The organism is Nonomuraea sp. JJY05 (assembly GCF_043496855.1).
Classification (GTDB): domain Bacteria; phylum Actinomycetota; class Actinomycetes; order Streptosporangiales; family Streptosporangiaceae; genus Nonomuraea.
This window is the reverse complement of the sequence record NZ_JBIEIS010000021.1, coordinates 50,775-75,707: the sequence shown is the minus strand read 5'-3', so window position 1 is coordinate 75,707 and position 24,933 is coordinate 50,775. Positions and strand designations below refer to the sequence as shown.

The 24,933-nt window shown below is 71.0% G+C and carries 28 protein-coding genes, 1 tRNA gene and 1 pseudogene; 14 read left to right on the top strand and 16 right to left on the bottom strand.

The features are described 5' to 3' along the window. Positions 1 to 232: 232 nt before the first annotated feature. Positions 233 to 1,207 carry an ABC transporter substrate-binding protein gene (locus ACFKCF_RS31100; protein WP_394498814.1) on the bottom strand — a complete coding sequence of 325 codons (975 nt, stop codon included), beginning with the start codon at positions 1,205 to 1,207 and terminating at the stop codon, positions 233 to 235. Between the two features lie 344 nt (positions 1,208 to 1,551). Here ACFKCF_RS31100 and ACFKCF_RS31095 point away from each other — a divergent pair, with 344 nt between their 5' ends. Next, a complete protein-coding gene (locus ACFKCF_RS31095; RefSeq protein WP_394498813.1) occupies positions 1,552 to 4,959 on the top strand; it encodes an alpha-L-arabinofuranosidase C-terminal domain-containing protein in 3,408 nt (1,135 codons plus the stop codon). Positions 4,960 to 4,993: 34 nt separating this feature from the next. Here the strand turns inward: ACFKCF_RS31095 and ACFKCF_RS31090 are convergent, their stop codons facing one another. After that, positions 4,994 to 5,743 carry a metallophosphoesterase gene (locus ACFKCF_RS31090; RefSeq protein WP_394498812.1) on the bottom strand — a complete coding sequence of 250 codons (750 nt, stop codon included), beginning with the start codon at positions 5,741 to 5,743 and terminating at the stop codon, positions 4,994 to 4,996. Between the two features lie 78 nt (positions 5,744 to 5,821). Here ACFKCF_RS31090 and ACFKCF_RS31085 point away from each other — a divergent pair, with 78 nt between their 5' ends. The 3 genes and pseudogenes from ACFKCF_RS31085 to ACFKCF_RS31075 form a co-directional block, all read left to right on the top strand. Then, a complete protein-coding gene (locus ACFKCF_RS31085; RefSeq protein WP_394498811.1) occupies positions 5,822 to 7,279 on the top strand; it encodes a PLP-dependent aminotransferase family protein in 1,458 nt (485 codons plus the stop codon). 51 nt (positions 7,280 to 7,330) lie between these two features. Further along, positions 7,331 to 7,534 carry a DUF4236 domain-containing protein gene (locus ACFKCF_RS31080; protein ID WP_394498810.1) on the top strand — a complete coding sequence of 68 codons (204 nt, stop codon included), beginning with the start codon at positions 7,331 to 7,333 and terminating at the stop codon, positions 7,532 to 7,534. Between the two features lie 91 nt (positions 7,535 to 7,625). Further along, positions 7,626 to 7,814: pseudogene (locus ACFKCF_RS31075) on the top strand (pyridoxal-dependent decarboxylase); the annotation flags it as partial. A 75-nt stretch (positions 7,815 to 7,889) separates the two neighbouring features. Here ACFKCF_RS31075 and ACFKCF_RS31070 read toward each other — a convergent pair. Continuing rightward, positions 7,890 to 8,834 carry a helix-turn-helix transcriptional regulator gene (locus ACFKCF_RS31070; protein ID WP_394498809.1) on the bottom strand — a complete coding sequence of 315 codons (945 nt, stop codon included), beginning with the start codon at positions 8,832 to 8,834 and terminating at the stop codon, positions 7,890 to 7,892. A gap of 90 nt (positions 8,835 to 8,924) precedes the next feature. Here ACFKCF_RS31070 and ACFKCF_RS31065 point away from each other — a divergent pair, with 90 nt between their 5' ends. Beyond that, on the top strand, positions 8,925 to 9,314 hold the full coding sequence (locus ACFKCF_RS31065) for a VOC family protein (protein WP_394498808.1): 390 nt from the start codon (positions 8,925 to 8,927) through the stop codon (positions 9,312 to 9,314). A 16-nt stretch (positions 9,315 to 9,330) separates the two neighbouring features. On the opposite strand, the gene ACFKCF_RS31060 is transcribed toward ACFKCF_RS31065, so the two are convergent. Beyond that, the gene (locus ACFKCF_RS31060) at positions 9,331 to 9,762 is read right to left on the bottom strand and encodes a GNAT family N-acetyltransferase (protein ID WP_394498807.1); all 432 of its coding nucleotides are present in this window, start codon (positions 9,760 to 9,762) and stop codon (positions 9,331 to 9,333) included. Between the two features lie 172 nt (positions 9,763 to 9,934). Between ACFKCF_RS31060 and ACFKCF_RS31055 the strand changes: the two genes are divergently transcribed. Further along, on the top strand, positions 9,935 to 11,035 hold the full coding sequence (locus ACFKCF_RS31055; RefSeq protein WP_394498806.1) for an SGNH/GDSL hydrolase family protein: 1,101 nt from the start codon (positions 9,935 to 9,937) through the stop codon (positions 11,033 to 11,035). A 9-nt stretch (positions 11,036 to 11,044) separates the two neighbouring features. Here ACFKCF_RS31055 and ACFKCF_RS31050 read toward each other — a convergent pair whose 3' ends face one another. Together ACFKCF_RS31050 and ACFKCF_RS31045 are read right to left on the bottom strand one after the other, a co-directional pair. After that, positions 11,045 to 11,767, bottom strand: a complete 723-nt coding sequence (locus ACFKCF_RS31050; RefSeq protein ID WP_394498805.1) for a hypothetical protein — start codon at positions 11,765 to 11,767, stop codon at positions 11,045 to 11,047. Then, positions 11,754 to 12,266 (bottom strand): SigE family RNA polymerase sigma factor, encoded by a 513-nt coding sequence (locus tag ACFKCF_RS31045; RefSeq protein WP_394498804.1) that lies wholly within the window; start codon positions 12,264 to 12,266, stop codon positions 11,754 to 11,756. The genes ACFKCF_RS31050 and ACFKCF_RS31045 overlap by 14 nt, the downstream gene beginning before the upstream one ends. Before the next feature lie 130 nt (positions 12,267 to 12,396). Between ACFKCF_RS31045 and ACFKCF_RS31040 the strand changes: the two genes are divergently transcribed. Continuing rightward, positions 12,397 to 13,329 (top strand): hypothetical protein, encoded by a 933-nt coding sequence (locus ACFKCF_RS31040; protein WP_394498803.1) that lies wholly within the window; start codon positions 12,397 to 12,399, stop codon positions 13,327 to 13,329. Between the two features lie 123 nt (positions 13,330 to 13,452). Continuing rightward, positions 13,453 to 14,526, top strand: a complete 1,074-nt coding sequence (locus tag ACFKCF_RS31035; protein ID WP_394498802.1) for a pentapeptide repeat-containing protein — start codon at positions 13,453 to 13,455, stop codon at positions 14,524 to 14,526. Between the two features lie 74 nt (positions 14,527 to 14,600). Here the strand turns inward: ACFKCF_RS31035 and ACFKCF_RS31030 are convergent. Next, a tRNA-Ala gene (locus ACFKCF_RS31030) sits at positions 14,601 to 14,673 on the bottom strand. 75 nt (positions 14,674 to 14,748) lie between these two features. Between ACFKCF_RS31030 and sigJ the strand changes: the two genes are divergently transcribed. Continuing rightward, a complete protein-coding gene (sigJ, locus tag ACFKCF_RS31025) occupies positions 14,749 to 15,639 on the top strand; it encodes an RNA polymerase sigma factor SigJ (protein WP_394498801.1) in 891 nt (296 codons plus the stop codon). Positions 15,640 to 15,650: 11 nt separating this feature from the next. Here the strand turns inward: sigJ and ACFKCF_RS31020 are convergent, their stop codons facing one another. Together ACFKCF_RS31020 and ACFKCF_RS31015 are read right to left on the bottom strand one after the other, a co-directional pair. Beyond that, positions 15,651 to 16,181: a Clp protease N-terminal domain-containing protein gene (locus ACFKCF_RS31020; protein ID WP_394498800.1), complete on the bottom strand. Its 531-nt coding sequence runs from the start codon at positions 16,179 to 16,181 to the stop codon at positions 15,651 to 15,653. Positions 16,182 to 16,185: 4 nt separating this feature from the next. Continuing rightward, the gene (locus ACFKCF_RS31015; protein WP_192786846.1) at positions 16,186 to 16,401 is read right to left on the bottom strand and encodes a helix-turn-helix domain-containing protein; all 216 of its coding nucleotides are present in this window, start codon (positions 16,399 to 16,401) and stop codon (positions 16,186 to 16,188) included. A 95-nt stretch (positions 16,402 to 16,496) separates the two neighbouring features. On the opposite strand from ACFKCF_RS31015, the gene ACFKCF_RS31010 reads away from it, so the two are divergent. Beyond that, positions 16,497 to 16,655: a hypothetical protein gene (locus ACFKCF_RS31010; RefSeq protein WP_394498799.1), complete on the top strand. Its 159-nt coding sequence runs from the start codon at positions 16,497 to 16,499 to the stop codon at positions 16,653 to 16,655. Positions 16,656 to 16,659: 4 nt separating this feature from the next. Here the strand turns inward: ACFKCF_RS31010 and ACFKCF_RS31005 are convergent, their stop codons facing one another. The 5 genes from ACFKCF_RS31005 to ACFKCF_RS30985 all read right to left on the bottom strand — a co-directional run bounded on the left by ACFKCF_RS31005 (position 16,660) and on the right by ACFKCF_RS30985 (position 20,205). Continuing rightward, positions 16,660 to 17,490, bottom strand: coding sequence for a metal-dependent hydrolase (locus ACFKCF_RS31005; protein WP_394498798.1), 831 nt, complete (start codon positions 17,488 to 17,490; stop codon positions 16,660 to 16,662). Then, positions 17,487 to 18,716: a CynX/NimT family MFS transporter gene (locus tag ACFKCF_RS31000; protein WP_394498797.1), complete on the bottom strand. Its 1,230-nt coding sequence runs from the start codon at positions 18,714 to 18,716 to the stop codon at positions 17,487 to 17,489. The genes ACFKCF_RS31005 and ACFKCF_RS31000 overlap by 4 nt, the downstream gene beginning before the upstream one ends. Before the next feature lie 143 nt (positions 18,717 to 18,859). Then, positions 18,860 to 19,240, bottom strand: coding sequence for a hypothetical protein (locus tag ACFKCF_RS30995; RefSeq protein WP_394498796.1), 381 nt, complete (start codon positions 19,238 to 19,240; stop codon positions 18,860 to 18,862). Next, entirely contained in the window at positions 19,237 to 19,599 is a 363-nt protein-coding gene (locus ACFKCF_RS30990) for a hypothetical protein (RefSeq protein WP_394498795.1), read from the bottom strand. Before ACFKCF_RS30990 ends, ACFKCF_RS30995 begins: the two co-directional genes overlap by 4 nt. A 66-nt stretch (positions 19,600 to 19,665) precedes the next feature. Continuing rightward, positions 19,666 to 20,205 carry a TetR/AcrR family transcriptional regulator C-terminal domain-containing protein gene (locus tag ACFKCF_RS30985; protein WP_394498794.1) on the bottom strand — a complete coding sequence of 180 codons (540 nt, stop codon included), beginning with the start codon at positions 20,203 to 20,205 and terminating at the stop codon, positions 19,666 to 19,668. Positions 20,206 to 20,324: 119 nt separating this feature from the next. Here ACFKCF_RS30985 and ACFKCF_RS30980 point away from each other — a divergent pair, with 119 nt between their 5' ends. Next, positions 20,325 to 20,819, top strand: a complete 495-nt coding sequence (locus tag ACFKCF_RS30980; RefSeq protein WP_394498793.1) for a DUF523 domain-containing protein — start codon at positions 20,325 to 20,327, stop codon at positions 20,817 to 20,819. Here ACFKCF_RS30980 and ACFKCF_RS30975 read toward each other — a convergent pair. Continuing rightward, on the bottom strand, positions 20,764 to 21,198 hold the full coding sequence (locus tag ACFKCF_RS30975; RefSeq protein ID WP_394498792.1) for a hypothetical protein: 435 nt from the start codon (positions 21,196 to 21,198) through the stop codon (positions 20,764 to 20,766). The two genes, ACFKCF_RS30980 and ACFKCF_RS30975, sit on opposite strands and share 56 nt — an antisense overlap. Positions 21,199 to 21,281: 83 nt before the next feature. Next, positions 21,282 to 21,773, bottom strand: coding sequence for a hypothetical protein (locus tag ACFKCF_RS30970; protein ID WP_394498791.1), 492 nt, complete (start codon positions 21,771 to 21,773; stop codon positions 21,282 to 21,284). A gap of 27 nt (positions 21,774 to 21,800) precedes the next feature. Here ACFKCF_RS30970 and ACFKCF_RS30965 point away from each other — a divergent pair, with 27 nt between their 5' ends. The 3 genes from ACFKCF_RS30965 to ACFKCF_RS30955 are packed head-to-tail and all read left to right on the top strand — an operon-like array spanning position 21,801 to position 24,868. After that, positions 21,801 to 22,478 carry a response regulator transcription factor gene (locus ACFKCF_RS30965; protein ID WP_394498790.1) on the top strand — a complete coding sequence of 226 codons (678 nt, stop codon included), beginning with the start codon at positions 21,801 to 21,803 and terminating at the stop codon, positions 22,476 to 22,478. A gap of 39 nt (positions 22,479 to 22,517) precedes the next feature. Then, a complete protein-coding gene (locus ACFKCF_RS30960) occupies positions 22,518 to 23,816 on the top strand; it encodes a sensor histidine kinase (protein WP_394498789.1) in 1,299 nt (432 codons plus the stop codon). Positions 23,817 to 23,857: 41 nt separating this feature from the next. Further along, on the top strand, positions 23,858 to 24,868 hold the full coding sequence (locus ACFKCF_RS30955; protein ID WP_394498788.1) for a lytic polysaccharide monooxygenase: 1,011 nt from the start codon (positions 23,858 to 23,860) through the stop codon (positions 24,866 to 24,868). Positions 24,869 to 24,933 lie beyond the last annotated feature (65 nt).

The following is a 24,933-nucleotide window of genomic DNA, read 5'->3' as shown; positions in this document are numbered from 1 at the left end:
GCGCTCCCTCCGCTCCTCAGTCCGGACGGCGGCGCTCCCTCGCGGAACCACCGCCTTGCCTCGTCACTACGCCTCCCTGGCGCCCCGGTCCAGGGCCCTGGGGCGTTCAGAAGGACGGCCGCGCCCCCGCGCCCCCGCGCCCCGGCCTCGGCCGGAGTGCGGAGGCGCCTGCGCCCCTTCGTCATCCCAGGGACCTCAGCCGGAGTGCGGAGGCGCGCGGCCGCAAGGCGGGTCAGTACTGGCGGGAGGACAGGACCTGCTTGGCCTGCTCCTGCGTGAACGTGGTCTCCTCGGTCACCACGCGGGCGGGCACCTGCTCACCCTTGACGACCTTCTTGGCCAGGTCCATGAGCTGCGGGCCGAGCAGCGGCGAGCACTCGACGATGTAGTTGATCTTCCCGTCGGCGAGCGCCTGCATGCCGTCCTTGACGGCGTCCACGGTGATGATCTTGATGTCCTTGCCGGGCACCTTGCCCGCGCCCTCGATGGCCTCGATCGCGCCCAGGCCCATGTCGTCGTTGTGGGCGTACAGCACGTCGATGTCCGGGTTCGACTTCAGGAAGGCCTCCATGACCTCCTTGCCCTTGGCTCTGGTGAAGTCGCCGGTCTGGGAGGCGATGATCTTGAACTTGGGGTCGGCCCCGATGACCTCCTGGAAGCCGGACTTGCGGTCGTTGGCCGGCGCAGAGCCCGTCGTGCCCTGCAGCTCGACGATGTTCACCGGGTCCTTGTTGTCCTTGTACTCGTTCACCAGCCACTGGCCGGCCTTCTTGCCCTCTTCGACGAAGTCCGAGCCGAGGAAGGTCTTGTAGAGGGAGGTGTCCTTGGAGTCCACGGCGCGGTCGGTCAGGATGACCGGGATCTTCGCGTCCTTGGCCTCCTTGAGCACCGTGTCCCAACCCGACTCCACCACCGGCGAGAAGGCGATGACGTCCACCTTCTGCTGGATGTAGGAGCGGAGGGCCTTGATCTGGTTCTCCTGCTTCTGCTGGGCGTCGGAGAACTTGAGCGTGATGCCCGCGGTCTTGGCCGAGTCCTGCACGGACTTGGTGTTCGCGGTGCGCCACCCGCTCTCCGCGCCCACCTGGGAGAAGCCCATGGTGATCGAGTCGCCGCCGCCACCAGCGCCGCCGCCACCGCTGCCGCACGCGGTCATCGACATCGCGGTCAGACCGGCGAGGACTAGCGCCGAGATCCTCTTAAACACGTGGGGTTTCCCTTCTGATGTTCGCGCTAACACCCCAGAGCGGGACGTCGGCGCCTTCCTGCCTTGCGCTACGGCATACGCACCAGCCGCGCTGGTCCCCGAGGGCGTCGCCGAGCCCACCTTTTCGATGGGCCGAGGATGCTGACGAGCGTCTTGAAGTGCTTGTGAGCTCGCCCCGACTGTGAACGCTAACAACCGGTCTCGTCAAGGGGCCGCGTGATTACGGTCGGATCACACGGGCTTGGCCTTGACGAGGGCCGGGGCCAGTCCTTAACTTGTCGCGAATCGCCGTTGTTAACGCTCACTTGATTTGTTAACGCTAACAACCTTGAGGAGCCCCACTCATGCCGCGAATCGCCTTATCCGCCCTGCTCCTGGTTGCCTCGCTGGTGGCGCCACCGCCGACCACCGCGGCGGCATCGCCGGCCGAGCCCGTTCCGGACGGCGCCGTGGTCGACCAGTTCGACGGCACCACGCTCGGTGAGGACTGGACGGTCCTGTCGCCGGACAGCTCCCGCTGGTCGCTGTCGGACGGCGCGCTGCGCGTGGAGAGCCTGACCGGCGACACCTACCAGGGCACCAACACCGCCAGGAACCTCTTCCTCGTGGACGTCCCCGCCGGCGATTTCGAGGTGGTCACCAAGCTGAGCGCCCCGGTCGCGCTGGACTTCCAGAGCGCGGGCCTGCTGGCCTGGCAGGACTGGGACAACTACGTACGCGCCGGGCTCGCCCACGTCGGGTCCGCGGGCGGGCCGGTGATCGAGACGGACACCGAGGTCGGGGCGTCGTTCAACGCGAGCTTCGCGGCCCGGCCCGGCTCGACCGGCGAGATCGTCAAGCTGGCCAGGACCGGGGACGAGTTCGTCTCGTCGTACTGGGACGGCTCGGCCTGGGTGCAGGCGGCCAAGGTGACCGCGAAGCTGGACGTCAGGCAGCTCGGCCTGTTCGCGCTGTCGGCGCAGAACGGCACCTCGATGACGGCGGCGTTCGACTACATCGCGATCAAGGCGAGCGAGGGCAGGCCGGTAGTTCCGTCCGGGGCGTTCACGCTGCGCTCCGGCTCGCTGCCGTACCTGTCGGCCGGCCCGTCGGGGGTGGTGCGGGCGTCGGCGAAGGCGGGGATGACCAGCCTGGCCCTCACGGCCACGGCCGCCGGCGACGGCGTGACGCTCAAGGACGTGGCGAGCGGCGAACACCTGCGGGTCGCCGCCGGGAAGGTGCGGCTGGGCGGGACCGCGTCGGTCTTCCGGCTCAAGGACGCGGGTGGCGGCAAGGTGGTGCTCTCCTCGGGCGGACAGAACGTCTCCGTCGCCGACGGCACCCTGGTCACGGGGACGGCGGTCACGAAGTTCCGGGTCGAGGGCTACAGCTCGGGCAAGCTGACCGTGGACACCAGGGCCAAGGGCACCAAGGTCAGCCCCGACCTCTACGGGGTCTTCTACGAGGACATCAACCACGCCGCCGACGGCGGGCTCTACGCCGAGCTGGTGCAGAACCGCTCGTTCGAGTTCAACAGCGTGGACGAGCGCTCCTACACGGGCCTGACCGCGTGGTCCAAGGCCGAACGCGGCGCCACCGCCACGCTCGCCATCGGCACCGACCAGCCGCTGAACGCCAACAACCGCAACTACCTGCGGCTCGACGTGACCGGCGACGGCACCGCGGGCGCGGGCAACGCCGGATTCAACCGCGGCATCCCGGTGAGGCAGGGCAAGCGGTACGACGTGTCGCTCTGGGCCAGGCGTGACTCTGCGGGGCCGCTGACGGTCTCGGTGGAGAACGGCTCCACCGTCCTCGGCACGGCCACGCTGCGGGTGAAGGCCGGCGGCTGGGCGAAGTACACCGCGTCGTTCACGGCCTCAGGGACGACGGACGCGGGCCGGCTGGTGGTGCTGGCGCCGGGCGGCCGGACCGACCTGGACATGGTGTCGCTGTTCCCGCGTGACACGTTCAAGGGGCACGGCATGCGGACGGACCTGGCCAGGATGATCGCCGAACTGAAGCCCAGGTTCCTGCGCTTCCCCGGCGGATGTGTGACGAACGTCGGCACGTACGACCCGTACTCGGACAACCAGGACCGGCGGCGCATCTACCAGTGGAAGGAGACGATCGGCCCGGTCGAGGAGCGGCCGACCAACTTCAACTTCTGGGGCTACAACCAGTCCTACGGCCTCGGCTACTACGAGTACTTCCAGTTCGCCGAGGACATCGGGGCGCGGGCGCTGCCGGTGCTGTCCGTGGGCGTGAACGGGTGCGACGAGAACCGGCCGCTGACCGACGAGGCCAAGCTGGCCCGGTGGGTGCAGGACACGCTCGACCTGATCGAGTTCGCCAACGGGCCGGTCACCTCGGAGTGGGGCAGGAAGCGGGCCCAGCTCGGGCATCCGAGGCCGTTCGGGCTGGAGTACATCGGGCTCGGGAACGAGGAGATCTATCCCGAGTTCTTCGCGAACTACCCGAAGTTCGCGGACGCCATCAGGGCCAAATATCCGAACATCAAGATCATCAGCAACTCGGGGCAGACGTCGCAGGGCGCCTGGTTCGACCGGATGTGGCAGTTCGCGCGCGACCAGAAGGCCGACCTCGTCGACGAGCACTACTACAACAGCCCGGAGTGGTTCCTGACCAACAACCACCGTTACGACACCTATGACCGCACCGGGCCGAAGGTGTTCGTGGGCGAGTACGCCTCGCGCGGCAACGCGTTCCACAACGCGCTGGCGGAGGCGTCGTACATGACGGGCCTGGAGCGCAACTCCGACGTCGTGCGGCTGGCCTCGTACGCGCCGCTGCTGGCCAACGTGGACTACGTGGACTGGACGCCGGACCTCATCTGGTTCGACAACGACCAGGTCTACGGCTCGCCGAACTACTACGTACAGCGGCTGTTCGCCACCAACGTCGGCGACCGGGTGCTGCCCAGCACCTTCGCAGGCGAGGGCAGGCCGGTCGAGGACATCGGCGGCGCGGTAGGGCTCGGCGCGTGGAGCACCGCCGTCCGCTACGACGACGTGAAGGTCACTGCCGCCGACGGGACCACGCTGCTGGCGGACGACTTCTCGGCCGGAGCCGGCAAGTGGACCCCCGGCCTGGGGACCTGGGCCGTGCAGGACGGCGCCTACGCGCAGACCGCCCAGGTGACGGACGCCAGGTCCACGGCGGGCTCGGCCGGCTGGTCGAACTACACGATGGAGGTCACCGCCAGGAAGACCGCCGGCGCCGAGGGCTTCCTGATCATGTTCGGGGTCAAGGACACCGGCGACTTCTACTGGTGGAACCTCGGTGGCTGGGGCAACACCCAGTCCGCCGTCGAGAAGGCCGTCAACGGCGCCAAGTCCTCGATCGCCACCTCCGCCACCACGATCGAGACCGGCCGCGACTACCGGATCAAGATCCAGGTGAGCGGGCGGCGGATCACGACCTGGCTGGACGGGCAGAAGATCAACGACTTCGTGGACAACGCCGTCGTGGAGCCGCTCTACCAGGTGGTGTCCAGGGACGGGAAGTCAGTGACGCTCAAGGTCGTCAACGTGCAGGACACGTCCGTGCGCGGCAGCGTGGACCTCGGCCCGGCGCGGTTCCGGCCGGTCGCCACGGTGACCACGCTGACGGGCTCGCCGTCCGACACGAACTCGCTCTCCGAGCCGGAGCGGGTGGCGCCGGTGGAGCGGCAGGTGCACGGCTTCTCCTCGGCCTTCACCTACGACTTCCCCGCGCACTCGGTGACGTTCGTACGGCTGACCGAGCGGTGACGGCGCGGGCGGGCCTCCACCTGGAGGCCCGCCTTCACGCGACGACCCGGTAGTGCGTGGTCATCCGGCCCGTGTCGTCGAGCACGTGGAACGCGATCGCCGGCGGGAGGTCGTAGTCGGCGCAGTTGGCGAACGTCGTGCCGCCCTCCCATGGCAGCTTCAGCGTGGACACGACGCCGGGGGCGGCCAGCAGCGGGCGGCCGGCGAAGGTGGTGGCGGCGCCCGTGTGGGCGTGGCCGACCAGCACGGCGGGCACGTCCGGGTGGCGCCCGAGCAGCTCCTCCAGGGGTTCGGGCCGGTGCAGCCTGATGCCGTCGACCACCGGGCTGTGCAGCAGGGCCGGCGGGTGGTGGAAGGCCACGAACACCGGCCGGTCCGCGCCCGCCAGCACGTCGTCCAGCCAGGCCAGCGTCTCGTCGTCCAGGTGGCCCGCGTCTTCGCCGGGGATGGAGGAGTCGCACATGGCGTAGACGGCTCCCTCCGTGCGCAGGACCTGGTTGACCGGGCCCGCGCCACCGCTCGGGTCGCCCAGCAGGACGCGCCTGAACTGCTCCCGCACGTCGTGGTTGCCCGGGCCGACCAGCACGGGGTGGCGCGAGGAGAGCAGCTTGCGCGCCTCCTCGTACTCCTCGGGGAGTCCGTGGTCGGCGATGTCGCCGGTGACGAGCACGGCGTCGAGGTCGGCGGGGAGCGCGTCGAGGTAGCGCATGACGGCGGCGGCGCGGTCGACGCTCTGGGGCGTCGCGCCGATGTGGATGTCGCTCAGGTGAGCGATCACGATCATGGTCAGGTCGTCCTTCCGGGTTCTGCCTGCTCACCTACCGTAGGCCCAGGTACCGGACCACACGTAAGATCCGGTTCCGTGCGGAAAGATTGGGCCGGTTTCGGGGTGGACCTGCATCTGGAGATCCCCACCGGCGGCGGGCGGCGGCGCGGGCTGGAGGAGGCGCTGCGGCAGGCGGTCAGGGACGGGCGGCTGCCGCGCGGCACGCGGCTGCCGTCGACGCGGTCGCTGGCGGCGGAGCTGGGGCTGTCGCGCGGCACGGTGATCGCGGCCTACGACCAGCTCGTCGCCGAGGGCTACCTGGCCACCCGGCCGGGCTCCGCCACCGAGGTGGCGGACGTGTCCCCCACCACGCCGCCCCCGCCGTCCCGGCCCTCCCCGGCGCTGAGCGACGACCTGAGGCTGCCGTCCGGGCCCTTCCCGACCCCGGGCCACGACCTGCGGCCGCCGTCCGGCCCTTCTGGGGCGCCGCTCCATGACCTGCGGCCCGGGCAGCCCGACGTGTCGGCGTTCCCTGCGCGGGCCTGGTTGCGGGCCACCCGGCACGTGCTCTCCACCGCGCCTGCCGAGATCTTCGGCCCATGCGACCCGCGCGGCCGGATCGAGCTGCGGACGGCGCTGGCCGACTACCTCGGCAGGACGCGCGGGGTGATCACCACACCGGACCTGATCGTGGTCACGACGGGGTTCGTCCAGATGCTCAACCTGCTCGTCCAGGTGATCGAGGGCCCCATCGCCACGGAGGAGCCGGGCCACGACTTCTACCGCGAGGTGCTGCGCCGTGCCGGGCGCGAGAGCGTGCCGCTGCCCGTGGACGGGCTGGGCGCCCAGGTGGACGCGCTCACCGGCGCAGTCGCGGCGGCCGTCGTCACGCCCGCGCACCAGTACCCCATGGGCGTGCCCCTGCACCCCGCCCGCCGCTGCGCGCTGCGCGAGTGGGGCGGGCTCGTCGTGGAGGACGACTACGACGGGGAGTTCCGCTACGACCGGCAGCCGGTCGGCGCATTCCAGGGGACCGCGCCCGACCGGGTCGTGTACGTCGGCACCACCTCCGAGTCCCTCGCCCCGGCCCTGCGCCTGGGCTGGATGGCGGTGCCGCCTTCCCTGATCGGCCCCGTGGCCGAGGCCAAGCTGCACGCCGACGCCCACACCGAGGTGCTCGGCCAGCTCGTGCTCGCCAGGCTGATCGAGACCCACGACTACGACCGCCACATCCGCGCCGCCCGCCTGCGCTACCGCCGCCGCCGCGACCTGCTGCTCGCCCGGCTCGGCCCCGGCCCCGGCCAGCCGCTGCCCGGCGTCGCCCTGCCCGGGGTGGCCGCGGGGCTGCGCGCGCTCCTCCTGCTCCCGGAGGCGGGCCCCACGGAAGGGGAGCTGCTGGCCGAGTGCGAGCGCAGGGGCATCGCGCTGCGCGCCGCCTCCCCGCTCTGGCGCGGCGACGGCCCCGGCGGCCTGCTCATCGGGTACGCCGCCCCGTCCGAACGCGCCTACCCGCACGCCCTCGAAGCCCTGGCCCGAGCACTCGCCGGAACCTGACAGCGGCCCCGTCCGTTGTCAAGGTGAGCGCACGAACGGCTAAGGAGGGACATGGGCTGGCACTACCGGAAGACCATCAAGGTGGGCCCGTTCCGGATCAACCTGTCACGTCACGGCGTCGGTCACAGCTACGGCAACCGCCGCTTCCACGTCACGACCACTCCCGACGGCCGCCGCCACGTCTCCGTGCACCTGCCCGGCGGCTTTCACATCGGCAAGTCGTTCGGCGGCCGGCGCCACCACAGACATTACTGACCCAAGGCGGTCGCTCGACCGCTCGACATAGACGGGCCGGAGGCGGAAAGCCTCCGGCCCGTCCGCCACCGCGACCGGCTCCGTCGTCGACTACCGGGACTGGCAGGTGCCGCTGGGCAGGCGGTTCAGGGCGTTGAAGCTGTGGTCGGTGATCCGCTGGTACGGGGTCGAAGGACTGCGCGCGCACATTCGCAAGGGCGTGGCGCTGGCGCAGGAGCTGGCGTTGTGGATCTCCGCGGACCCCGGCTTCGAGGTGCACAAGCCGCATCCGCTCGGGCTCGTGTGCTTCCGCCCCGCGTGGCAGGGCTGGCGGCGGACGAGGCGGACCGCGCCACGCTGGAGCTGCTCAACGCCGTCAGGCGCGGTAGCGCTCCACGAGCTCCGACCCGATCCTGGCCAGCTGGGCCCTGACCGCCTCCGGCTCCACGACCTCCACCCTCGCCCCCCATCCGGCCAGCTGCTCGGCGATCGACAGCGCCATCGGCGCCGCCACGCGGGCCCTGACCCGCCCGTCCTCCTCGACGCGTTCGACCTCGCAGTGGCGCCCGAACTGGTGGCGCAGCACCGGCAGGAACCGCTCGGCGATGAGCACGGTCGCGGACAGCAGCGAGCGCCGCCGCTCCATCTCGTCCACGACCTTGCCCCACGCCTCCGACAGCACGAACCCCTCCGGCCGCTCGAAGGTCAGCTCCGTCACCTCGGCCTCGGCGATCCGGTCCACCCGGAACGTGCGCTGCCCGGCCTCGGTGCCGGCGATCAGATACCAGAGGTCGTCCTTGTCCACCAGGCCCCAGGGGTCGACGAGCCGGTGCGTACGTTCGCCGGAGCGGCCCTCGTACCCGAGCCTGACCTTGTGGCGCCGTACGGTGGCGCTCTGCAGGACCCGCACCAGCTCGGGACGGTCGGGGTCGCGCTCGCCCCAGCCGGTGGGGTCGATCACCACGGCGTCGGCGGCGGCCTCGGCGTCGTCCCTGAACGTCCGGGGCAGGGCCCGCACCAGCTTGCGCAGCGCGGACTTGACCTCGGGCGTGGCGGCCGCGGCCGGACCGGCCAGCAGGAACAGCGCCTCGGCCTCGTTGGCGGTCAGGCCGCTGAGGTCGGTCCTGGCGCCGCCCAGCAGGGACCAGCCGCCTCCGCGTCCGGCCTGCGGATAGACCGGCACGCCCGCCGCGGACAGCGCTTCGAGGTCCCGGCGCGCGGTGGCCACGGACACTTCCAGCTCCGCGGCCAGCTCGGCTGCGGTCACCCGGCCGCGCGACTGCATGAGCAGCAGGACGGCCACCAGTCGATCGGCTCGCATGGCAGGAAATTCTCCTCGGCAAAGTGCTCAGTGGATGAGCACTTTAGCCGGAAGAATCGTAGACATCACCCGGAAGGAAGGACCACTCAGATGCTCCGCGGATTCGCCACCATGAGCTTCTACGCAGCCGACCTCGACGCGGCCAAGACCTGGTACACCGAACTGCTCGGTCTCGAGCCCTACTACCAGGTGCCGGGCTACATCGAGTTCCGCGTCGGCGACTACCAGCACGAGCTGGGCATCATCGACGCCCGCTTCGCCCCGGCGGGCGCGACCGACGGGCCCGCCGGCTCGATCACGTACTGGCACGTGGACGACCTGGAGGCTGCCCTCGACCGGCTCCTCGCCCTGGGGGCCAAGGAGCACCAGCCGATCAGGCAGCACGGCGAGGGGTTCGTCACCGCGTCGGTGGTCGACCCGTTCGGCAACGTCCTCGGCGTCATGTACAACCAGCACTACCTGGACGTGCTGGCCAGGTGACGGGCCGGCGGGTCGCTCAGGAGTGGCCGACCCTCAGCCCGAAGGCTGACAGCCCCTGCTCGTGGTGCTCGATCAGACCCATCCGCCGGTAGAAGGCGTGGTTGGCGACCCCTTCGGGGGTCGACTCGTGGTCGGTGGTCAGCACGAAGTAGCGACAGTGCGCATAGCGCTCCTTCAGGCGCTCCAGCAACTGCCGTCCGATCCCCCGGCCGTGGAACCTCTTGTCGACGAGAATCTCCTGCACGTAGCAGACCATCTCGTCGTCGGAGACCGTCCGGGCCAGGCCGAGCAGCCGGCCGTCCGCGCCCCTGGCGACGAGGACGAGGTGCGAGTTCGCCAGGCTGCGGCACACCTTGGCGATGTCGCGGGTCCAGGGCTGCCAGCCCACCGAGTCGTACAGGGCGAAGATCTCGGCCTCGTCGAACGACGTCTCCTGAGCGATGCTCACCACTTATGGGACTCCCGATATTTCTGCGTGAAGTAGACGGTTTCCAGCTTAGTTTCAGGCTCCGTTCATCGAGCCGACGGTGAAAGCCCAGGTCGGCGCGTAAGAGCGGAATCAGATCTTGCGGCGTCCGGGCAGGCGCTCGTTACAATCGCCCAGCCGCGAAGGAGAAGCTGTGCGAACTGTGCGTGTGACCGTGGTACTGGCCGCGTTGACGGGCGCCCTGGTGCTGCCCGGCGTCGCTAGCGCGACCCCCTTGTCCGGCGCTCTCTCCAAAGTGCACACCGCCGGCCGCGTCAAGGCCGGCGGGGACTCCTTGCAGTACAGCTGGCCCGGCGTCTACTTCGAGGGCCGCTTCCGCGGCACCGGCGTCGGGATCGTCCTCGACGACTCCGACAACGACTACGACGTCGAGGTCGACGGCGCGACCGTCGCCACCCTGGTGACGCCGGGCCGGACCACGTACTGGGTCAACGGCCTGACCCGCGGCGTGCACCGCGTACGGCTGGTCAAACGCACCGAGAGCCCGTGGGCCACCAGCGCCTTCGGCGGCTTCGTCGCCGCCCCCGGCGGCGCGATCCTCGGCAGGCCCGCCGCGCGGCACCGGCAGATCGAGTTCATCGGCGACTCCTACACCGTCGGCTACGGCAACCGCTCCGACAGCCGCGACTGCACCACCGACAAAGTCGCCCGCACCACCGACGCGAACCTCAGCTTCGGCGCCCTCACCGCACGCCGTCTGAACGCCGACTACCAGATCAACGCCTTCTCCGGTCGCGGCATGGTGCGCAACTACAACGGCAGCGCCCCCGGGACCGACTACCGCACCTACTACGACCGGGCCCTGCTGAACGTCGACGGCGACGTCTGGCAGAACCCGGGCACCTGGCGTCCCCAGCTGGTCGTGATCGGCCTGGGCATCAACGACTTCTCCACCGCCATCAACCCGGGCGAGCCATGGACGCCGGAGACGCTGGTGGCCGCCTATCGCACCGCTTACCAGGGCTTCCTCGACAAGCTCCGAGCCCGGTACGGCCCCCGCACCACCATCGTGGTCAGCGCCACCTACATGTCCAACACCACCGTGTTCGCCGAGACGGCGCGGCAGATCGTCCAGGAGCGCAACAGCAGGGGTGACGATCGCATCCGTTACTGGTACTACAGCGAATCCGGCCTGGACTACCTCGGCTGCCACTGGCACCCGTCCGTCCACGACCACCGGATCATCGCCGACCGGCTCGGCGAGTTCATCGCCGCCCTCCCGCTGCGCTGGTAGCCGGATCCTCTAGTCGTCGGCGGTGAGCCCTTCGGCGATCTTGATCAGCTCGCGGTCGACGGCCTTGGCGTCGCGGAACTTCTTCGCGTACACCGGGCTGAACATGATCATGGCCCTCCGCTGCTCGCCCATGTTCAGGAAGAGCGTGGGGGTGCCCTTCATGCCGTCCTCGCCGACCCCTTCGACGATCAGGTACCCGGTCCGGTCGCCGATGGTCACCTCCTCGCCCTCCCCCTCGTCGCGGTGCGCCTGCACGCTGTCGTCGATTCGCCGGACGCTCTGACCCTCGTACACGTAGATCTGGACGCAGTAGAAGCCGTTCTTGTCGCCGTCGTAGTTCCACGAGGTCGTGTAGCTCTCGCCGAAGTCCAGCGACCAGTGGGACCACCGCAGGCCGTCGGGCAGGTAACCCACCTTGACGTGCTTGAACGCCTTTCCGTCACCCAGGTCCCCGAGGCTCGGCGGCTCGGACCGCGCAGGCGGGGTGTCGTCGATGGCGGGCGGCTCCGGCGTCTCGGAGACGACGGGCGTCTGCACGGCGCCCGGGGCCGCCACCAGGTAGAGGGGGGCCGCCGCGGCCACGGCCAGCGACGTGGCCACCGTCGCGATCCGGCCGCGGATCCTCTTCCGCCGCGAGGACCGGACGACCCGGTCCACAAGGTCGGGCGCGGCGTGCAGCCGCGCGGTCTCCTCCGCCATGATCTGGCGGAGCTGGTCCTCAAGCATGGGCATTCCCGATCACTCCTTCCATGGCTTCCTCGCCGAGTGCCGTACGCAGCTTGGCCATCGCCTTCGACGCCTGGCTCTTCACCGTGCCGAGCGTGCAGCCGAGCACCTGCGCGGTCTGCGTCTCGCTGAGGTCCTCCCAGTACCGCAGGACGACCACCGCGCGCTGCCGGGGAGGCAGGCTGCGCAGCGCGTCCATGAGCACGTGACGCAGGTCGACGTCGGTCGCGCGCGCCGCTCTCTCCGGCGGCACGCGCATCGGGATGATGCTCAGGATCGCCCGGCGCCGGGCCCGGCTGATGGCGGTGTTGATGATGACGCGGCGCACATAAGCCTCGACGGTGTCGCGCCGCACCCGGTCCCAGTTTCTGTACGTACGCTCCAGCGCCGTCTGCAGCAGGTCCTCCGCCTCCGCCTCGTCTCCGCAGGCGAGGTAGGCGACCCGCAACAGGGTCGTGGCCCTTGCGGCCACGAACGCGCTGAAGTCATGGTCCGCGCCGCTCACGGCTGTCTGTCCAGTTTCACGCCCCCTAATACGCCTCGGCCGCGCCAAACAGTTGCCAGGCACCGCGGGCAACCTTGCCCGGCGCCCAGGCGTATTGGTGGACATCAAATCGGATTTCTGGAGGAAGCACATGAAGCGCGCGACCGCACCGGCCCGGCCGCTGATCGCCCTCGGGGCCGGCCTGGCCGCCCTTGGCACCGCTGCGCTGCTGGGCCTGCCGAGCCTCGCGAAGGCACCGGAGGCACGGCTCACGGCCGCCGCGTCCGCTCCGCCGGAGGGCAAGTACTGGCATACGAGAGTGCTGTTGCAGCGCACCAATCCCCGGCAGGTCGGCAGCGGCGCGAACCGCTACTGGGTGGTCCAGCAGTCGCTCACCGAGGAATGGACCGCGCCCGACGGCAGCCGCTGGGTCGGGTCCCGGGAGCTGGGCACGTACCCGAAGAGCGGGGCGGACCGCGAGGCCTGGCGCCGCGACGGCTCCCCCACCAAGTGGACCCGCACGGCCGACGGCCAGACCGTCTCGCTGTCCACCAAGCCCGCGAAGGGCCACGTCACCCCCGTACGGGGTGAGAACACGTTCTTCCTGGCCGGGCAGCGGCTGACGTACGACGAGGTGCAGCGGCTGCCCGCGGACCCGAACGCGTTGAAGTCCTGGCTCGGGCAGGCCGCGCGGGTCTCAAGGGTTCCGGAGAAGGGCGTGGACAGGTACGTCACCGGGGCGCTGCCCACGCTGCTCCACCAGCTCCCGGCACCGAAGGAGGTCCGCGCCGCGGCCTACCAGGCCCTGCTGACGATGCCCGGCGTCAGCTCTCGCGGAAAGGCCGTGGACCGCACCGGCAGAACCGGCGCGGCCCTCTCGATCGAGTATCAGCCGGCCAGCCAGAAGGAGGAGACGATAAAGGTCACGACCGACCTGGTCGTGGACACCGGCACGATGCTCCTGCTGTCCGAGAGCCAGACGACCTTGATGAACGACAAGGTGTTCCCGAACAAGACCATGACCCAGACCGTGCTCCAGGCCGGCTGGACCCAGGCCGAACCGGCCGTGCCCGCCCTGCCGTAGGGCGGACGACAGCGCGAGGCCCGTCCGGGCGACTCCGGACGGGCCTCGCCTCCGAGCGGAACGCGCTTTCGCCGGTCCATCCCCGTGCGGGCCTTTGTCGGCTTTACTTGCTTCATGCAGCGCATGCGCACACTCGCGAGCCGGCTCGTCGCAGGTCTTGAGCATGCCTTCCCCGACGGCCGATACCCGTCGATCAAGGGGGTTTCCCGCGCGGAGTTCGACGCGCTGCCCGTGAAGGAGCGCATCGAGGTCAGGGCGCTCGCCACGCAGAACAGGATGCAGTTACTCTCCACGTCCGGGGTGCTGCTTGGGCTGCTGTTCACGGCGGCGGGGCTGTTCTACACCGCGCGCTCGCTCGACGCCACGCAGGAAGGCCAGATCACCGAGCGTTACACGCGGGCCATCGAGCAGATCGGCTCGAACACGCTGGAGGGGAGGGTCGGCGCGATTTACGCCCTGGAGAGGATCTCCCGCGACTCGGCGCGCGATCAGCGGACCGTCGTGGACGTGCTCGCCACGTACGTACGCGAACGCTCCCAGAAGAAGGCCAAGGGAAAGGACCAGCGCACCCCGGCGGACATCCAAGCGGCGCTGGCGGTGATCGCCAGGAACAAGCCCGCCGGCACGCCGCCGCCGACAGGTCCGCCGTGGTCCGCGCAGCACTGGGTGAACTTGTCGGGCATCCGCGCCACGGGCCTGACGCTGGTCAACGCCGACCTGTCCGGCGCGGACCTCACCGGCACCGACTTCGGCAACCGCGAATACATCGAGCAGGCGGACGGCTCCATCAGGTGGGTTCGCAGTTTCCTCGACCACGCGAACCTCTCCTACGCGGACATAGGCGATTCGACCTGGATCCGGGTGTCGCTGTCCGGGGCGAACCTCACCGGGGCGAGCTTCGGCGGATCCGACCTGACGAACATCGACCTCAGCGGGGCACGGCTTTCCGGCGCGAACATCGTCAACACGAAGATCCGGTACGCGAACCTGGACGGTGCCGACCTCACCGGCGTCGACCTGGCCGGCGTCGATTTCACGGGCACCGACTTCCGCGGGGCCGACCTCACCGGTGCGAGATGGCGCAGTGACCAGGGGAAGATCGACCTGCGCGGCGCCGACCTCAGCGGCGCCAAGGGCGTCCCGTCGCACGACGTCCTGAAGAAGATCGCGCTGATGGACGACAAGACCCGGCTCTGACCGGCATTGTCCGCAGACGCGGAACCGCCCCTGACCTTGAGCCGTTTCGGCGGGTCAGAGGCGGTCTGATCGGGTGGAGCTATGGGGATTCGAACCCCAGACCTCCTCCATGCCATGGAGGCGCGCTACCAACTGCGCCATAGCCCCTTGCGATCACCAAGTGTATCGGAGATCGGAAGCCCCTGTGTCACACCGAGGGCCCTGTGATACGTCTATGGATTCATGCCGACTTTTGAAGACCACCGAAGCCTGCTGACCGGGGTCGCGTACCGGATCCTGGGCAGTGCCGCCGACGCCGAGGACGTCGTGCAGGAGGCGTGGTTGCGCTGGTCGGGGGTGGACGAGGCGGATGTCGGCGACCCCAAGGCGTACCTGGTCACGGTGACCTCGCGGCTGGCCATCGATCGGCTGCGGTGGGCGAAGTCGCGGCGGGAGTCGTACGTGGGACCGTGGCTGCCCGAGCCGATCAGCACGGCGCCCGACGTCGCCGAGCACGCCGAACTGGCCGAGTCGGTGGAGCTGGCGCTGCTGCTGGTGCTGGAGACGCTGTCGCCGCTCGAACGGGCCGTGTTCGTGCTGCGGGAGGCGTTCGACCTGCCGTTCTCCGAGATCGCGGAGATCATCGGGCGGGCGGAGCCGGCGACCAGGCAGCTCGCGCGGCGGGCTCGGGACCACGTGCAGGAGCGGCGCCCCCGGTTCGACGTGGACAGGGAGGAGCGGCGGCGGATCACCGAGCGGTTCATCAACGCCTCCGCCGAGGGCGATCTCGACGGGCTGATCGAGCTGTTCGCGAGCGGGGTCACGATGGTCAGCGATGGCGGCGGCAAGGCCAGGGCCGCGCTGCGGGTCATCACCGGCGCCGACAACGTCAGCCGCTGGCTGATGTCGATCAATACCCCCGCCAACATCGCGGCCTTCATGACCTCGATCGGCATGGCGGGCATCTCCGACCTGTCCTTCGGGCTGGCGACCATGAACAACGCCCCCGCGATGGTCATCTCCGCGGGTGGACGGGTGATCACGGTCGCCTCGCTGCTGATCTCGGACGGCAAGATCGAAACGATCTACCTCATCGCGAATCCCGAGAAGATCGCTCACCTGGAGCCCGTCTGACGCTCCCGCGGTCAGGCCGTGCGCCGGGTGGGGACCCGGGCCTCGCGGATCAGCGCGGTCAGGTCCACCCCGGCGTCCCGGAGGATCGCGGCGGTGCCGTTGGCGTGGTCGGCGAGCAGGCCCCACAGCAGGTCCTCGCCCGCGACCGGCCCGGGACGCCACATGGCCACCTCGATCGCCTTCCTGGCGTGCATGGCCAGCGGGATCTCCCCCAGCGGCCCGTACAGGGTCACCCGCAGCGGCCTCACCCGGGACCGCCGCAGGCTCCACAGCCCGGGCGCGTCCAGGCCCGCCCTGGTGCGCCGGTGCACGGCGTCGAGGTCGATCCCCAACGTGGCCAGCAGCGACCGCGCGTCGCCCACGTCCACCCGCGCCCGCACGTCGGCCTCGGAGGCGGTGAACGCCGCCAGCGAGAACGGCCGGACCTCGGCCACCCCCAGCAGCAGCACATCGGCGTCGAGCGCGGGCCGGCCCGCGTCGAGCGCGAGTATCCCGGCCTTGACCACGGCCCTGCGGGCCCCCTCGGTGAACCTGGCGAACACGCGGCTACCTCCCCGTCCTGCGAGCATGCTTGCGATGAGCCGACTGCCGCCGAACCCCCAGCGCGTCGGCGATCTGCTCCCACGACCAGCCCTGGGCGCGGGCGTTCGACACGTGCGTCGCCTCCAGCTCCTCCAGCAGGGCCCTGAGCGCGGCCACGGCCGCCAGCCCCACTCCGGGATCGCGATCGCCGGCCGCCTCGGCCAGCTCGGTGACTTCCATGGTGTCAGCATGTGCTGACAAGCACCCGCTTGTCAACACTTGCTGACACGCATGATCTGAGCTGAGGTGTGCGGCTTCGGTACTTTCACGGCACCATGTGTTACGCCGACGACGCCGCGTACGAGGCCCGCTCCGACGACGACCTGGGGCGAGTCGTTCCCGATCATGGCGCACGTCTGGGGATCCCGGCCGAGCACGCCGCCGCCTGCGAGGACGCCTGGAAGCGGGTGCTCGCCTTCCTGGCCGGCCGCTGACCGCCTAGCTCGGGTCGCCGCAGGTGGTGCGCATGGTCAGGGCGGCCTCTTCCAGCTCGAACGCGACCTCGACCCGTCCCAGGTCGGCCGTGCTCCCCACGTGGGTGCCGCCGCACGGGATGGACGCCTCGCCCTCCGGCAGCGAGCAGTGCCACGTACGGCGGGCGGTCAGCCCCGGCCCGGGGACGTCCAGCCGGACCGGGGCGCCGGCCGCCACCCAGGCCGCGAGCCGCTCGTTCGCCTGCTGGGCGACCTTCCCGAAGTCCAGGCCCTCGGCGGAGAACCCCTTCTTGCGCAACGACTTGCCCAGGCGGTAGACGTCCACGCTGCCGTACGGCTCGATCCGCGACGAGACGATCGCCGCCTGGTCGAAGTCGGGGTGCCCGAGCGGGTCGGTCGCGGCCTCCTTGCGCCAGTGGCCGGCCAGGGTCGCGTTCACGGCGAGCGCGGCCAGGTGGCAGGCGGTGTGGCCGGCCGAGAGCGCCGCCCGGAAACCGGCGTCCACCTCGAGCTCGACCTCCGCCCCGACGGGCAGCGGCGTCTCGGTGACGTGGACGACCAGCCATTCCCAGCCCTCCGTGCCGCGCCGTACCGGGACGGCGTCGCCGACGAAGACCTCGCCGGTGTTCGACTGGGCCCCTGTCACGCAGTCGACGACCGGCAGGCCCCCGATCGTGCCCCGGTCTGCGGGCTGGTCGGGCCAGGTGTGGTCAAGGGGGTGGAACGGCGTCTCGGCCGCGACGAGACCGTGCCGGTCCCCCACCGGCACGGCCCCGACGATCTCGGAACGGCCGCTGGTCCGGCCGTCGGGAAAGGTGACGACGGTGGATCTCATCCGGTCATTCTCGCAGGGGCCGCCTGCTCGTCCTCCAGGTAGCGGTTGCGGCCCGCGTACAGGCCGGTGATCAGCTGCGCGACGAGCACCACGAAGATCAGCATGTACGGCAGCGTCCACCCGCCGGTCACCTCGCGCAGCACGCCGACCAGCAGCGGGCCGGCGCCGGCGATGAGATATCCCGCGCTCTGCCCGAACGCCGACAGCGCGGCCGTGGTCTCCGGCGTACGGGTGCGCAGGGCCAGCATCATCAGCGCCAGCGGGAACGACCCCATGCCCACCGCCACCAGCGTCACCCAGAGCAGCGCCAGGTCGGCCGGCCCGGCCCACAGCCCCAGGAACCCGGCCGCGTAGAACGCGACGAGCCCGACCACGGCGGGACGCTGGTCACGGAAGCGGGAGGCGACGATGGGGACGACGATCGAGACCGGGATGTTCAGCGCGGTGAACACGCCGAGGATCACCCCGGCCTCCGACGTGGTGAAACCGCTGTCGGTGAGGATGGTGGCGAGCCAGCCGAACATCATGTACGCGATCATCGACTGGGTGCCGAAGTAGATCGCGATCATCCACGCCAGCTTGCTCCCGAGGAGGCGGCGGATGCCCGCGTCCCGGCTGCCCGCGTCCCGCTCCGGCTCACTGCGCAGGAGCGCAAGCCACGGAATGGCGGCGACGGCGGCCAGGGCCGCCCACACGCCGAGCGCGATGTGCCAGTCACCTGACGCGCGCTCGATCGGCACGGTCGCGGCGGCGGCCAGCATGGTGCCGACCGCCAGCGCCGTGGTGTAGACGGTGGTCATGATCCCGGTGCGGGCCGGGAAGTGGCGCTTGATCAGCGTGGGGATGAGCACGTTGCCGACCGCGCCACCGGAGAGCGCCACGGCGCTGCTCAGCAGGAACACCGGCGCCGAGCCGACGAGCGACCTGACCAGCATGCCGACGCCCAGCGTGACGAGGGCGAGCAGGAGCAGGCGGTGCTCGCCGACGCGCCTGGCCAGGGTGGGCGTGATCGCGCCCACGCTGGCGAAGGCGAGCACGGGGAGGGTGGTGAGCAGGCCGGTGCCGACGCTCGACATGCCCAGCGCGCCGGTCAGGTGGTCGAGGAGGGGGCCGACGCTGGTGACGGCGGTGCGGAGGTTGAGGGCGGCGAGGACGATTCCCAGCACGAGGAGCCAGGCGAGGGGTCCGGTGGTACGGCCTCGTGCCTCTTGGGTCAGCACACTCATGTCGGGGGCGGTCCTCCACTCATCAAGTCATAGGACGAATCGTCATCTTAACAGGACCGAAATATCCATTTATTCCTGACTCTCTGAGTTGTGAGGACGCATCACTCCGCCCCTCAGCGACGGAGGACGGGCAGCGGGGCGGGTCAGCGCCTGTGGCGCAGCACCCAGTAGAGGCCCACCACCGGGAGCACGAGCGGGATGAACGCGTACCCCTTCCCGTACGCCGACCACACCGTCTCGTCGGGGAAGGCGGCCTGGTCGAGGAGGCTGAGCGTGCCGATGACCAGCACCCCGGCCAGCTCGATCCCCAGCCCCACCAGCGCCAGGAGCCGCGCCCCGCGCCAGAGCGCGACGGTGAGGGCGATGTAGACGACGGCCGCGAAGGCCGACAGCGAGTACGCCAGCGGCGCCTGGTCGAACTTGGACACGATCTGCACCGCGGCACGAGCACCGGCGGCCAGCGAGAACAGCCCGTAGACCGCGATCAGGGCACGTCCGGGCCCCGTGCTGATGGAGGTGGTCACGCGCCACCCGCCCAGATCTGCAGCATCCGCCCCGTCATCACCGCGATCGCGAACCCCGCCACGACCAGGATCGCCGACCCCCACCTGCTCCGCTCCGCCAGCGCCAGGAACACCCCGGCCGGCGGGATCACCACCTGGCCCCCGACGTAGCCGAAGACCGTGACCTTCTCGGCCGGCCCCTGCCCCCCGGCCACCGCCGCGATCACGAAGCCCGCCTGCACCAGCACGGCCACCTCGAGCACGGCGAACCCGACCAGCAGCACCATGCCCATCGGCCGGTTGCGGACGGCGACGATCAGGCTCGCCAGCATGAGCAGCAGCGAGACGACGATGACGATCGTGGAGATGACGGTGTTCATCGGGGCCAAGGCTATCCCCAGGATGCGCCGGTCCCCACTTCGCGGGCCCCGGCAGGCCCGGCGGCGCTACCGCGGCGGGATGGCGCATTCGATGCCGTCGAGGACCCAGTCGAGGCCGCGTTCGAAGTTGTCGTCGGCCCCGCGCACCCCCTCCTCGATCATCGGCCCGAGCCGCGGGAACTCCCCGCTCTCGACCAGCTCCTTGATGTACGGCTCCGCCACGGCCGCCCGCTCCGCCTCGTTGATGCCCTCGGAGCGAGGCGCCCCGCGCTCCTGCGCCTCCCGCACCACGAACCCGGTCATGTAGTCGTTGAACACCGCCAGGAACCGCCACCGGGTCAGCCGGTCGAGCCCCAGCCCGTCGAAGGCGGCCAGCTTCTGCTCCACGTGCCGCAGCGCGTTGGGCCCCACGGCCACCCGCTGCGAGATCAGCTCCACCCGCCACGGGTGGCGCAGCACCAGCTCGCGCTCCCGCCGCGCCATCAGCAGCAGCGCCTCGCGCCAGGGGGACGGCAGCGGCTCCTCGACGAGCACCTCGGCGCTGACCTCGTCGAGCATCAGCGCGAGCAGGTCCTCCTTGCGCTCGATGTACGAGTACAGCGTCATCGCCCGCGCTCCCAGCTCGGCTGCCACCCGCCGGATCGAGACCGCGGCCAGCCCTTCGGCGTCGCCGTCGCGCTGGCGGCCGTCTCGCTGGTGCCGATCGCGCTCATAGGATCGAAGACATGGAGAGGATCCTCGTCAGCGCCTGCCTGATGGGCCGCCGGGTCCGCTACGACGGTCGCGCCAAGACCAGCTCGGACGCCCGGCTCGCCGCATGGCGCGAGGAGGGGCGGCTGGTGCCGCACTGCCCGGAGGTCTCGGGCGGGCTGCCGATCCCGCGTCCCGCCGCCGAGATCGAGGGCGGCGCGGGCGGGGCGGCCGTCCTGTCCGGGGCCGCGCGCGTGCTGGCGACCGACGGGTCCGACGTGACGGCCGAGTTCGTGGCGGGCGCGCGGTCGGCGCTGGCCGTGGCGCGCTCGCACGGCATCCGGCTGGCGGTGCTGAAGGAGGGCAGCCCGTCGTGCGGCGCGCTGTCGATCTACGACGGTACGTTCAGCGGCCGGCGCAGCCCCGGCCAGGGCGTCACGACGGCGCTGCTCGAGCAGCACGGCATCCGCGTGTTCACCGAGGATCATGTCGACGAGGCCGCCGACTGTCTTCGGGCCCTGGAGTCGTAGCCCCGCGCACCCGGGACACGTAGAAGGAGCCCGCCAGCCCGATGGCGAGCAGGACCGCGATCACGCTGTGATACCAGCTCAGGAGCGTGCTCGCCGGACCCGCCCCGAGTGCCAGCGCCAGGATCCCCATCAGCACTCCGCCGAGCGCGGCCGCGTGGCCGTAGATGAGCCCGTCCCAGGCCCACGCGCGCCCGCCCAGCACGCCGTACGCCCCGGCGAGCGTGACCCCGGCGCACAGCGTCTCCACGATCGCGGCCGGCACGATCACGGGCTCGCGCACCGGGCCGAACGCGATCCCGGCGTGCAGCAGCGCGAACGAGATGAAGATCAGCGCGTAGAGCAGCGACAGCCAGCCCAGAGCCCTGCGAAGTGCGTCCATGGGATCCACCCTCGCACCCGGGAAGGGGCGGCGAATCGTCCCCAGGTAGGCGGTGCGGATACCACTCCAGCCGTAGCCGCTGGTCAGTACTCCCAGGTGTCGGTGCGCTGCTCGTGGCTGATGCAGAACACCCCCGTGCCGTGCTCACCCTTGACCAGGTCCACCCTGATCCAGCCGGTGGCGCGGGCGACCTTGGCCGTGTAGCCGCTGACCGGGGTGGCCGATACCAGGCGGCAGCCCTCGGGGCCGAGCGTGAACGCCACCTCGCCGCCCTTCACCTTCACCACCTTCAGCGGCGTGCGCGGCGCGGGGCTCCTGACCGGGCTCTCCTCGGGGCTCTTCTCCGGCTTTCTCGGCGCACGACTCAAGCTGGGCGTCGGACTGGGGCGAGGGCTGGGGCTGGTGACGGTCAGCGGGGCCTCGTCGGCCGCGATCGTCTGGGCGACGAAGGGCTCCACGCCCACGTCGTCCACGAACTCGTCCCGCAACACGCCCCGTACGCCGAACCACGAGACCGACACGGCGACCGCGGTGGCCCCGCACCAGATCGCCGCGTATCGAAGGGCTCGACGCATGAGACGAATTATGTACGGTTGGTGCGCATGGCGACGGTGCTCGTAGTGGAAGACGATGAATTCGTCAGATCAGCGATCATCCACGAGCTCGGCCGGCGCGGGCACGCCGTCCGCAGCGCCGGGTGCGCGCTCGACGCGCTCAGGGAGATCTCGCAGCGCCCGCCGGACGCCGTCGTCCTCGACCTCGGCCTGCCCGACCTGGACGGGTCCGAGGCGCTGCGCATGGTCCGCGGCGTCTCCGACGTGCCGGTCATCGTGGCCACGGCCCGCGACGACGAGGCCGAGATCGTCCGGCTGTTACGGGCGGGCGCGGACGACTACCTGGTCAAACCGTTCTCCGGGGACCATCTCAGCGCCCGGCTGGACGCCGTGCTGCGCAGGGCCAGGTCCGCGCCCGCGCCCCAGCTTTTCCGCGTGGGCGGCCTGGAGGTGGACGTGGGCCGGCGCGAGGCCGCGCTCGACGGCGGTCCGCTCTCGCTGACCAGGCGCGAGTTCGACCTGCTCGCCTACCTCGCCGCCCGGGCCGACCGCGTCGTCACCCGCCAGGAGTTGCTGGCCGAGGTCTGGCGGCAGTCGTACGGCGACGACCAGACGATCGACGTGCACCTGTCGTGGTTGCGGCGCAAGCTCGGCGAGAGCGCCTCCCAGCCGCGCTACCTGCACACCGTCCGGGGCGTCGGCGTGATGTTGTCGGCGCCCCGATGAGAGCACACCCACGGGAGCGCGCCCGATGAGAGCATCCCGATGAGGCGCACTCTGGCGGTGCTGATGGTCGCGGTCACCTCGATGGTCGCGCTGGCCTTCCTCGTGCCGCTCGCGCTGATCGTCAAGGAGACCGCGCAGTCCAGGGCGCTGGCGGGCGCCGAGCGGCAGGTGTCGGCGCTGGTCCCGGTGCTGGCGCTGACGACCAGGAGCGACGACCTCGGGCACGCCATGGCCCGCACCGAGGCCGGGCGGCGCGGCCTGCTGGCCGTCCACGTCAAGGGCGGCGCGACGCAGGGCGCCTCCCGCGCGCCCGCCGCCGAGGTGGCCAGGGCCGCCCGCGAGACCAGGGCGAGCACCGTCGAGCTGGACGGCGGATACGTGCTGCTGCGCCCGGTCGCGCTGGACGAGGACCGGGGCGCGGTGATCGAGGTGTTCGTCCCCGCCGCCGACCTCAACCGGGGCGTCTTCACGTCATGGGCGGTGCTGACCGGGGTGGCCGTGGCGCTGGTGCTCGGCTCGGTGCTGGTCGGCGACCGGCTCGGAGCGCGGGTCGTACGCTCGGCGCGCCGCCTCGGCACCGCCGCGACCGCGCTGGGAGCCGGTGACCTGAACGAACGCGTCTACCCCGACGGGCCGCCCGAGCTGAAGGCGGCGGCGACCGCGTTCAACGCCATGGCCAACCGCGTCACCCAGCTCCTGGCGGCCGAGCGGGAGCTGGCCGCCGACCTCTCCCACCGGCTCCGCACCCCGCTCACCGCGCTCAAGCTCAGCCTGGACCAGCTCGGCCCGCAGGCGGAGCCCGGCAGGCAGGCGCTGGCCAGGCTGGAGGGCGAGGTGGACACGATCATCGCGGCGGCCCGGCGGCCGTCGCGGGCGGCCAGGTCGTGCGACGCGGCCGAGGTGCTGCGCGAGCGGCTGACGTTCTGGTCGGCGCTGGCGGAGGATCAGCGGCGCCCATGGGAGCTGGTCGGAGCCACCCTTCCGGTACGGGTGCCCGTGCCGGCCGGTGAGCTGACGGCGGTGGTGGACGCGCTGCTCGGGAACGTGTTCAGGCACACGCCGGAGGGCACGGCGTTCGGCGTCACCCTGCACGAGGGCCAGGACACCGTCGGCATCCTGATCGCCGACGCCGGGCCCGGCATCGCGGACCCGGACTCGGCGATGGAGCGGGGCAGCAGCGGCAGCGGGTCCACCGGGCTCGGGCTGGACATCGCGCGCAGGCTCGCCGAGTCGACGGGGGGCCGGCTGCGGCTGGACCGGTCGTCGATGGGCGGGGCCCAGGTGCAGGTTTGGCTCCGTACTGAAATAGCAGCTAAGCCAGCCTTAAAGGACACTTAAGCCCGAAGTTTCGCGCTTTCGGGTGCATCAAGGTGATCCACATGCAGATCACCCGTAAGGCGCTCGTCGCCACCACCCTGGCCGCTCCCACGCTGCTCGTGCTCGCCGTCGCCCCCGGCACGGCCTCCGCGCACGGCACCATGAGCAACCCGCCCAGCCGCACCATGGTCTGCTACAGCGAGGGCCCGGAGAACCCGAAGTCCGCCGCCTGCAGGCAGGCCGTGGCCATCGGCGGCACCCAGCCGCTCTACGACTGGAACGAGGTCAACATCGCCGACGCGGCGGGCCGGCACCGCCAGATCATCCCGGACGGCAAGCTGTGCAGCGCGGGGCGGGACAAATACCGCGGGTTCGACCAGGCGCGGGCGGACTGGCCCGCGACGACCCTGGCGAGCGGCGCCTCCCACACGTTCAGGTACCGGGCGACCGCGCCGCACAAGGGGTCGTTCGAGCTCTACATCACCAAGGACGGCTACGACCCGGCCAGGCCGCTGAAGTGGTCGGACCTGGAGGCCAAGCCGTTCCAGACCGTGCAGAACCCGGTGGTGACGGACGGCTTCTACACGATGAGCGCCAAGCTGCCCGCCCGGCAGGGGCGGCACCTGATCTACGCGATCTGGCAGCGCAGCGACAGCCCCGAGGCGTTCTACTCCTGCTCGGACGTGGTCTTCGGCCAGGCCAACCCCGCCCCGGCCCCCACGCCCACCGGCACTCCCACCGCGACCCCCAAGCCCACCCCGACGTCCGCCCCCACTTCTGGGCCCACTTCTGGGCCCACGCAGCCGTCCGGGGACGTGCCGGCCGTCAACGCGGGCGTCGGCGTCGCCCCCGCCGCGGCCAAGGTCGGCCGGCAGGTGAGGGTGACGGCGGTCTGCGGCGGGTCGAAGGTGCGTGACGTGACCTCCAACGCCTTCGCCACCGTCCGGAACCGCCCCACCGCGCCCACGGCCACCTGGTCATCGGCGCTGAAGGCGGTCAAGGCGGGCCGGTTCGGGGTGACGGTGCGCTGCGAGGACGGCGGCGTGGCGCGTACCGCACTCACCGTCGGCTGATCGGGAAAGCAACCCGACCGTTTTCCCGGAAACCTTCTCGCGTTCCCAGGAGTCGTACAGGTGGG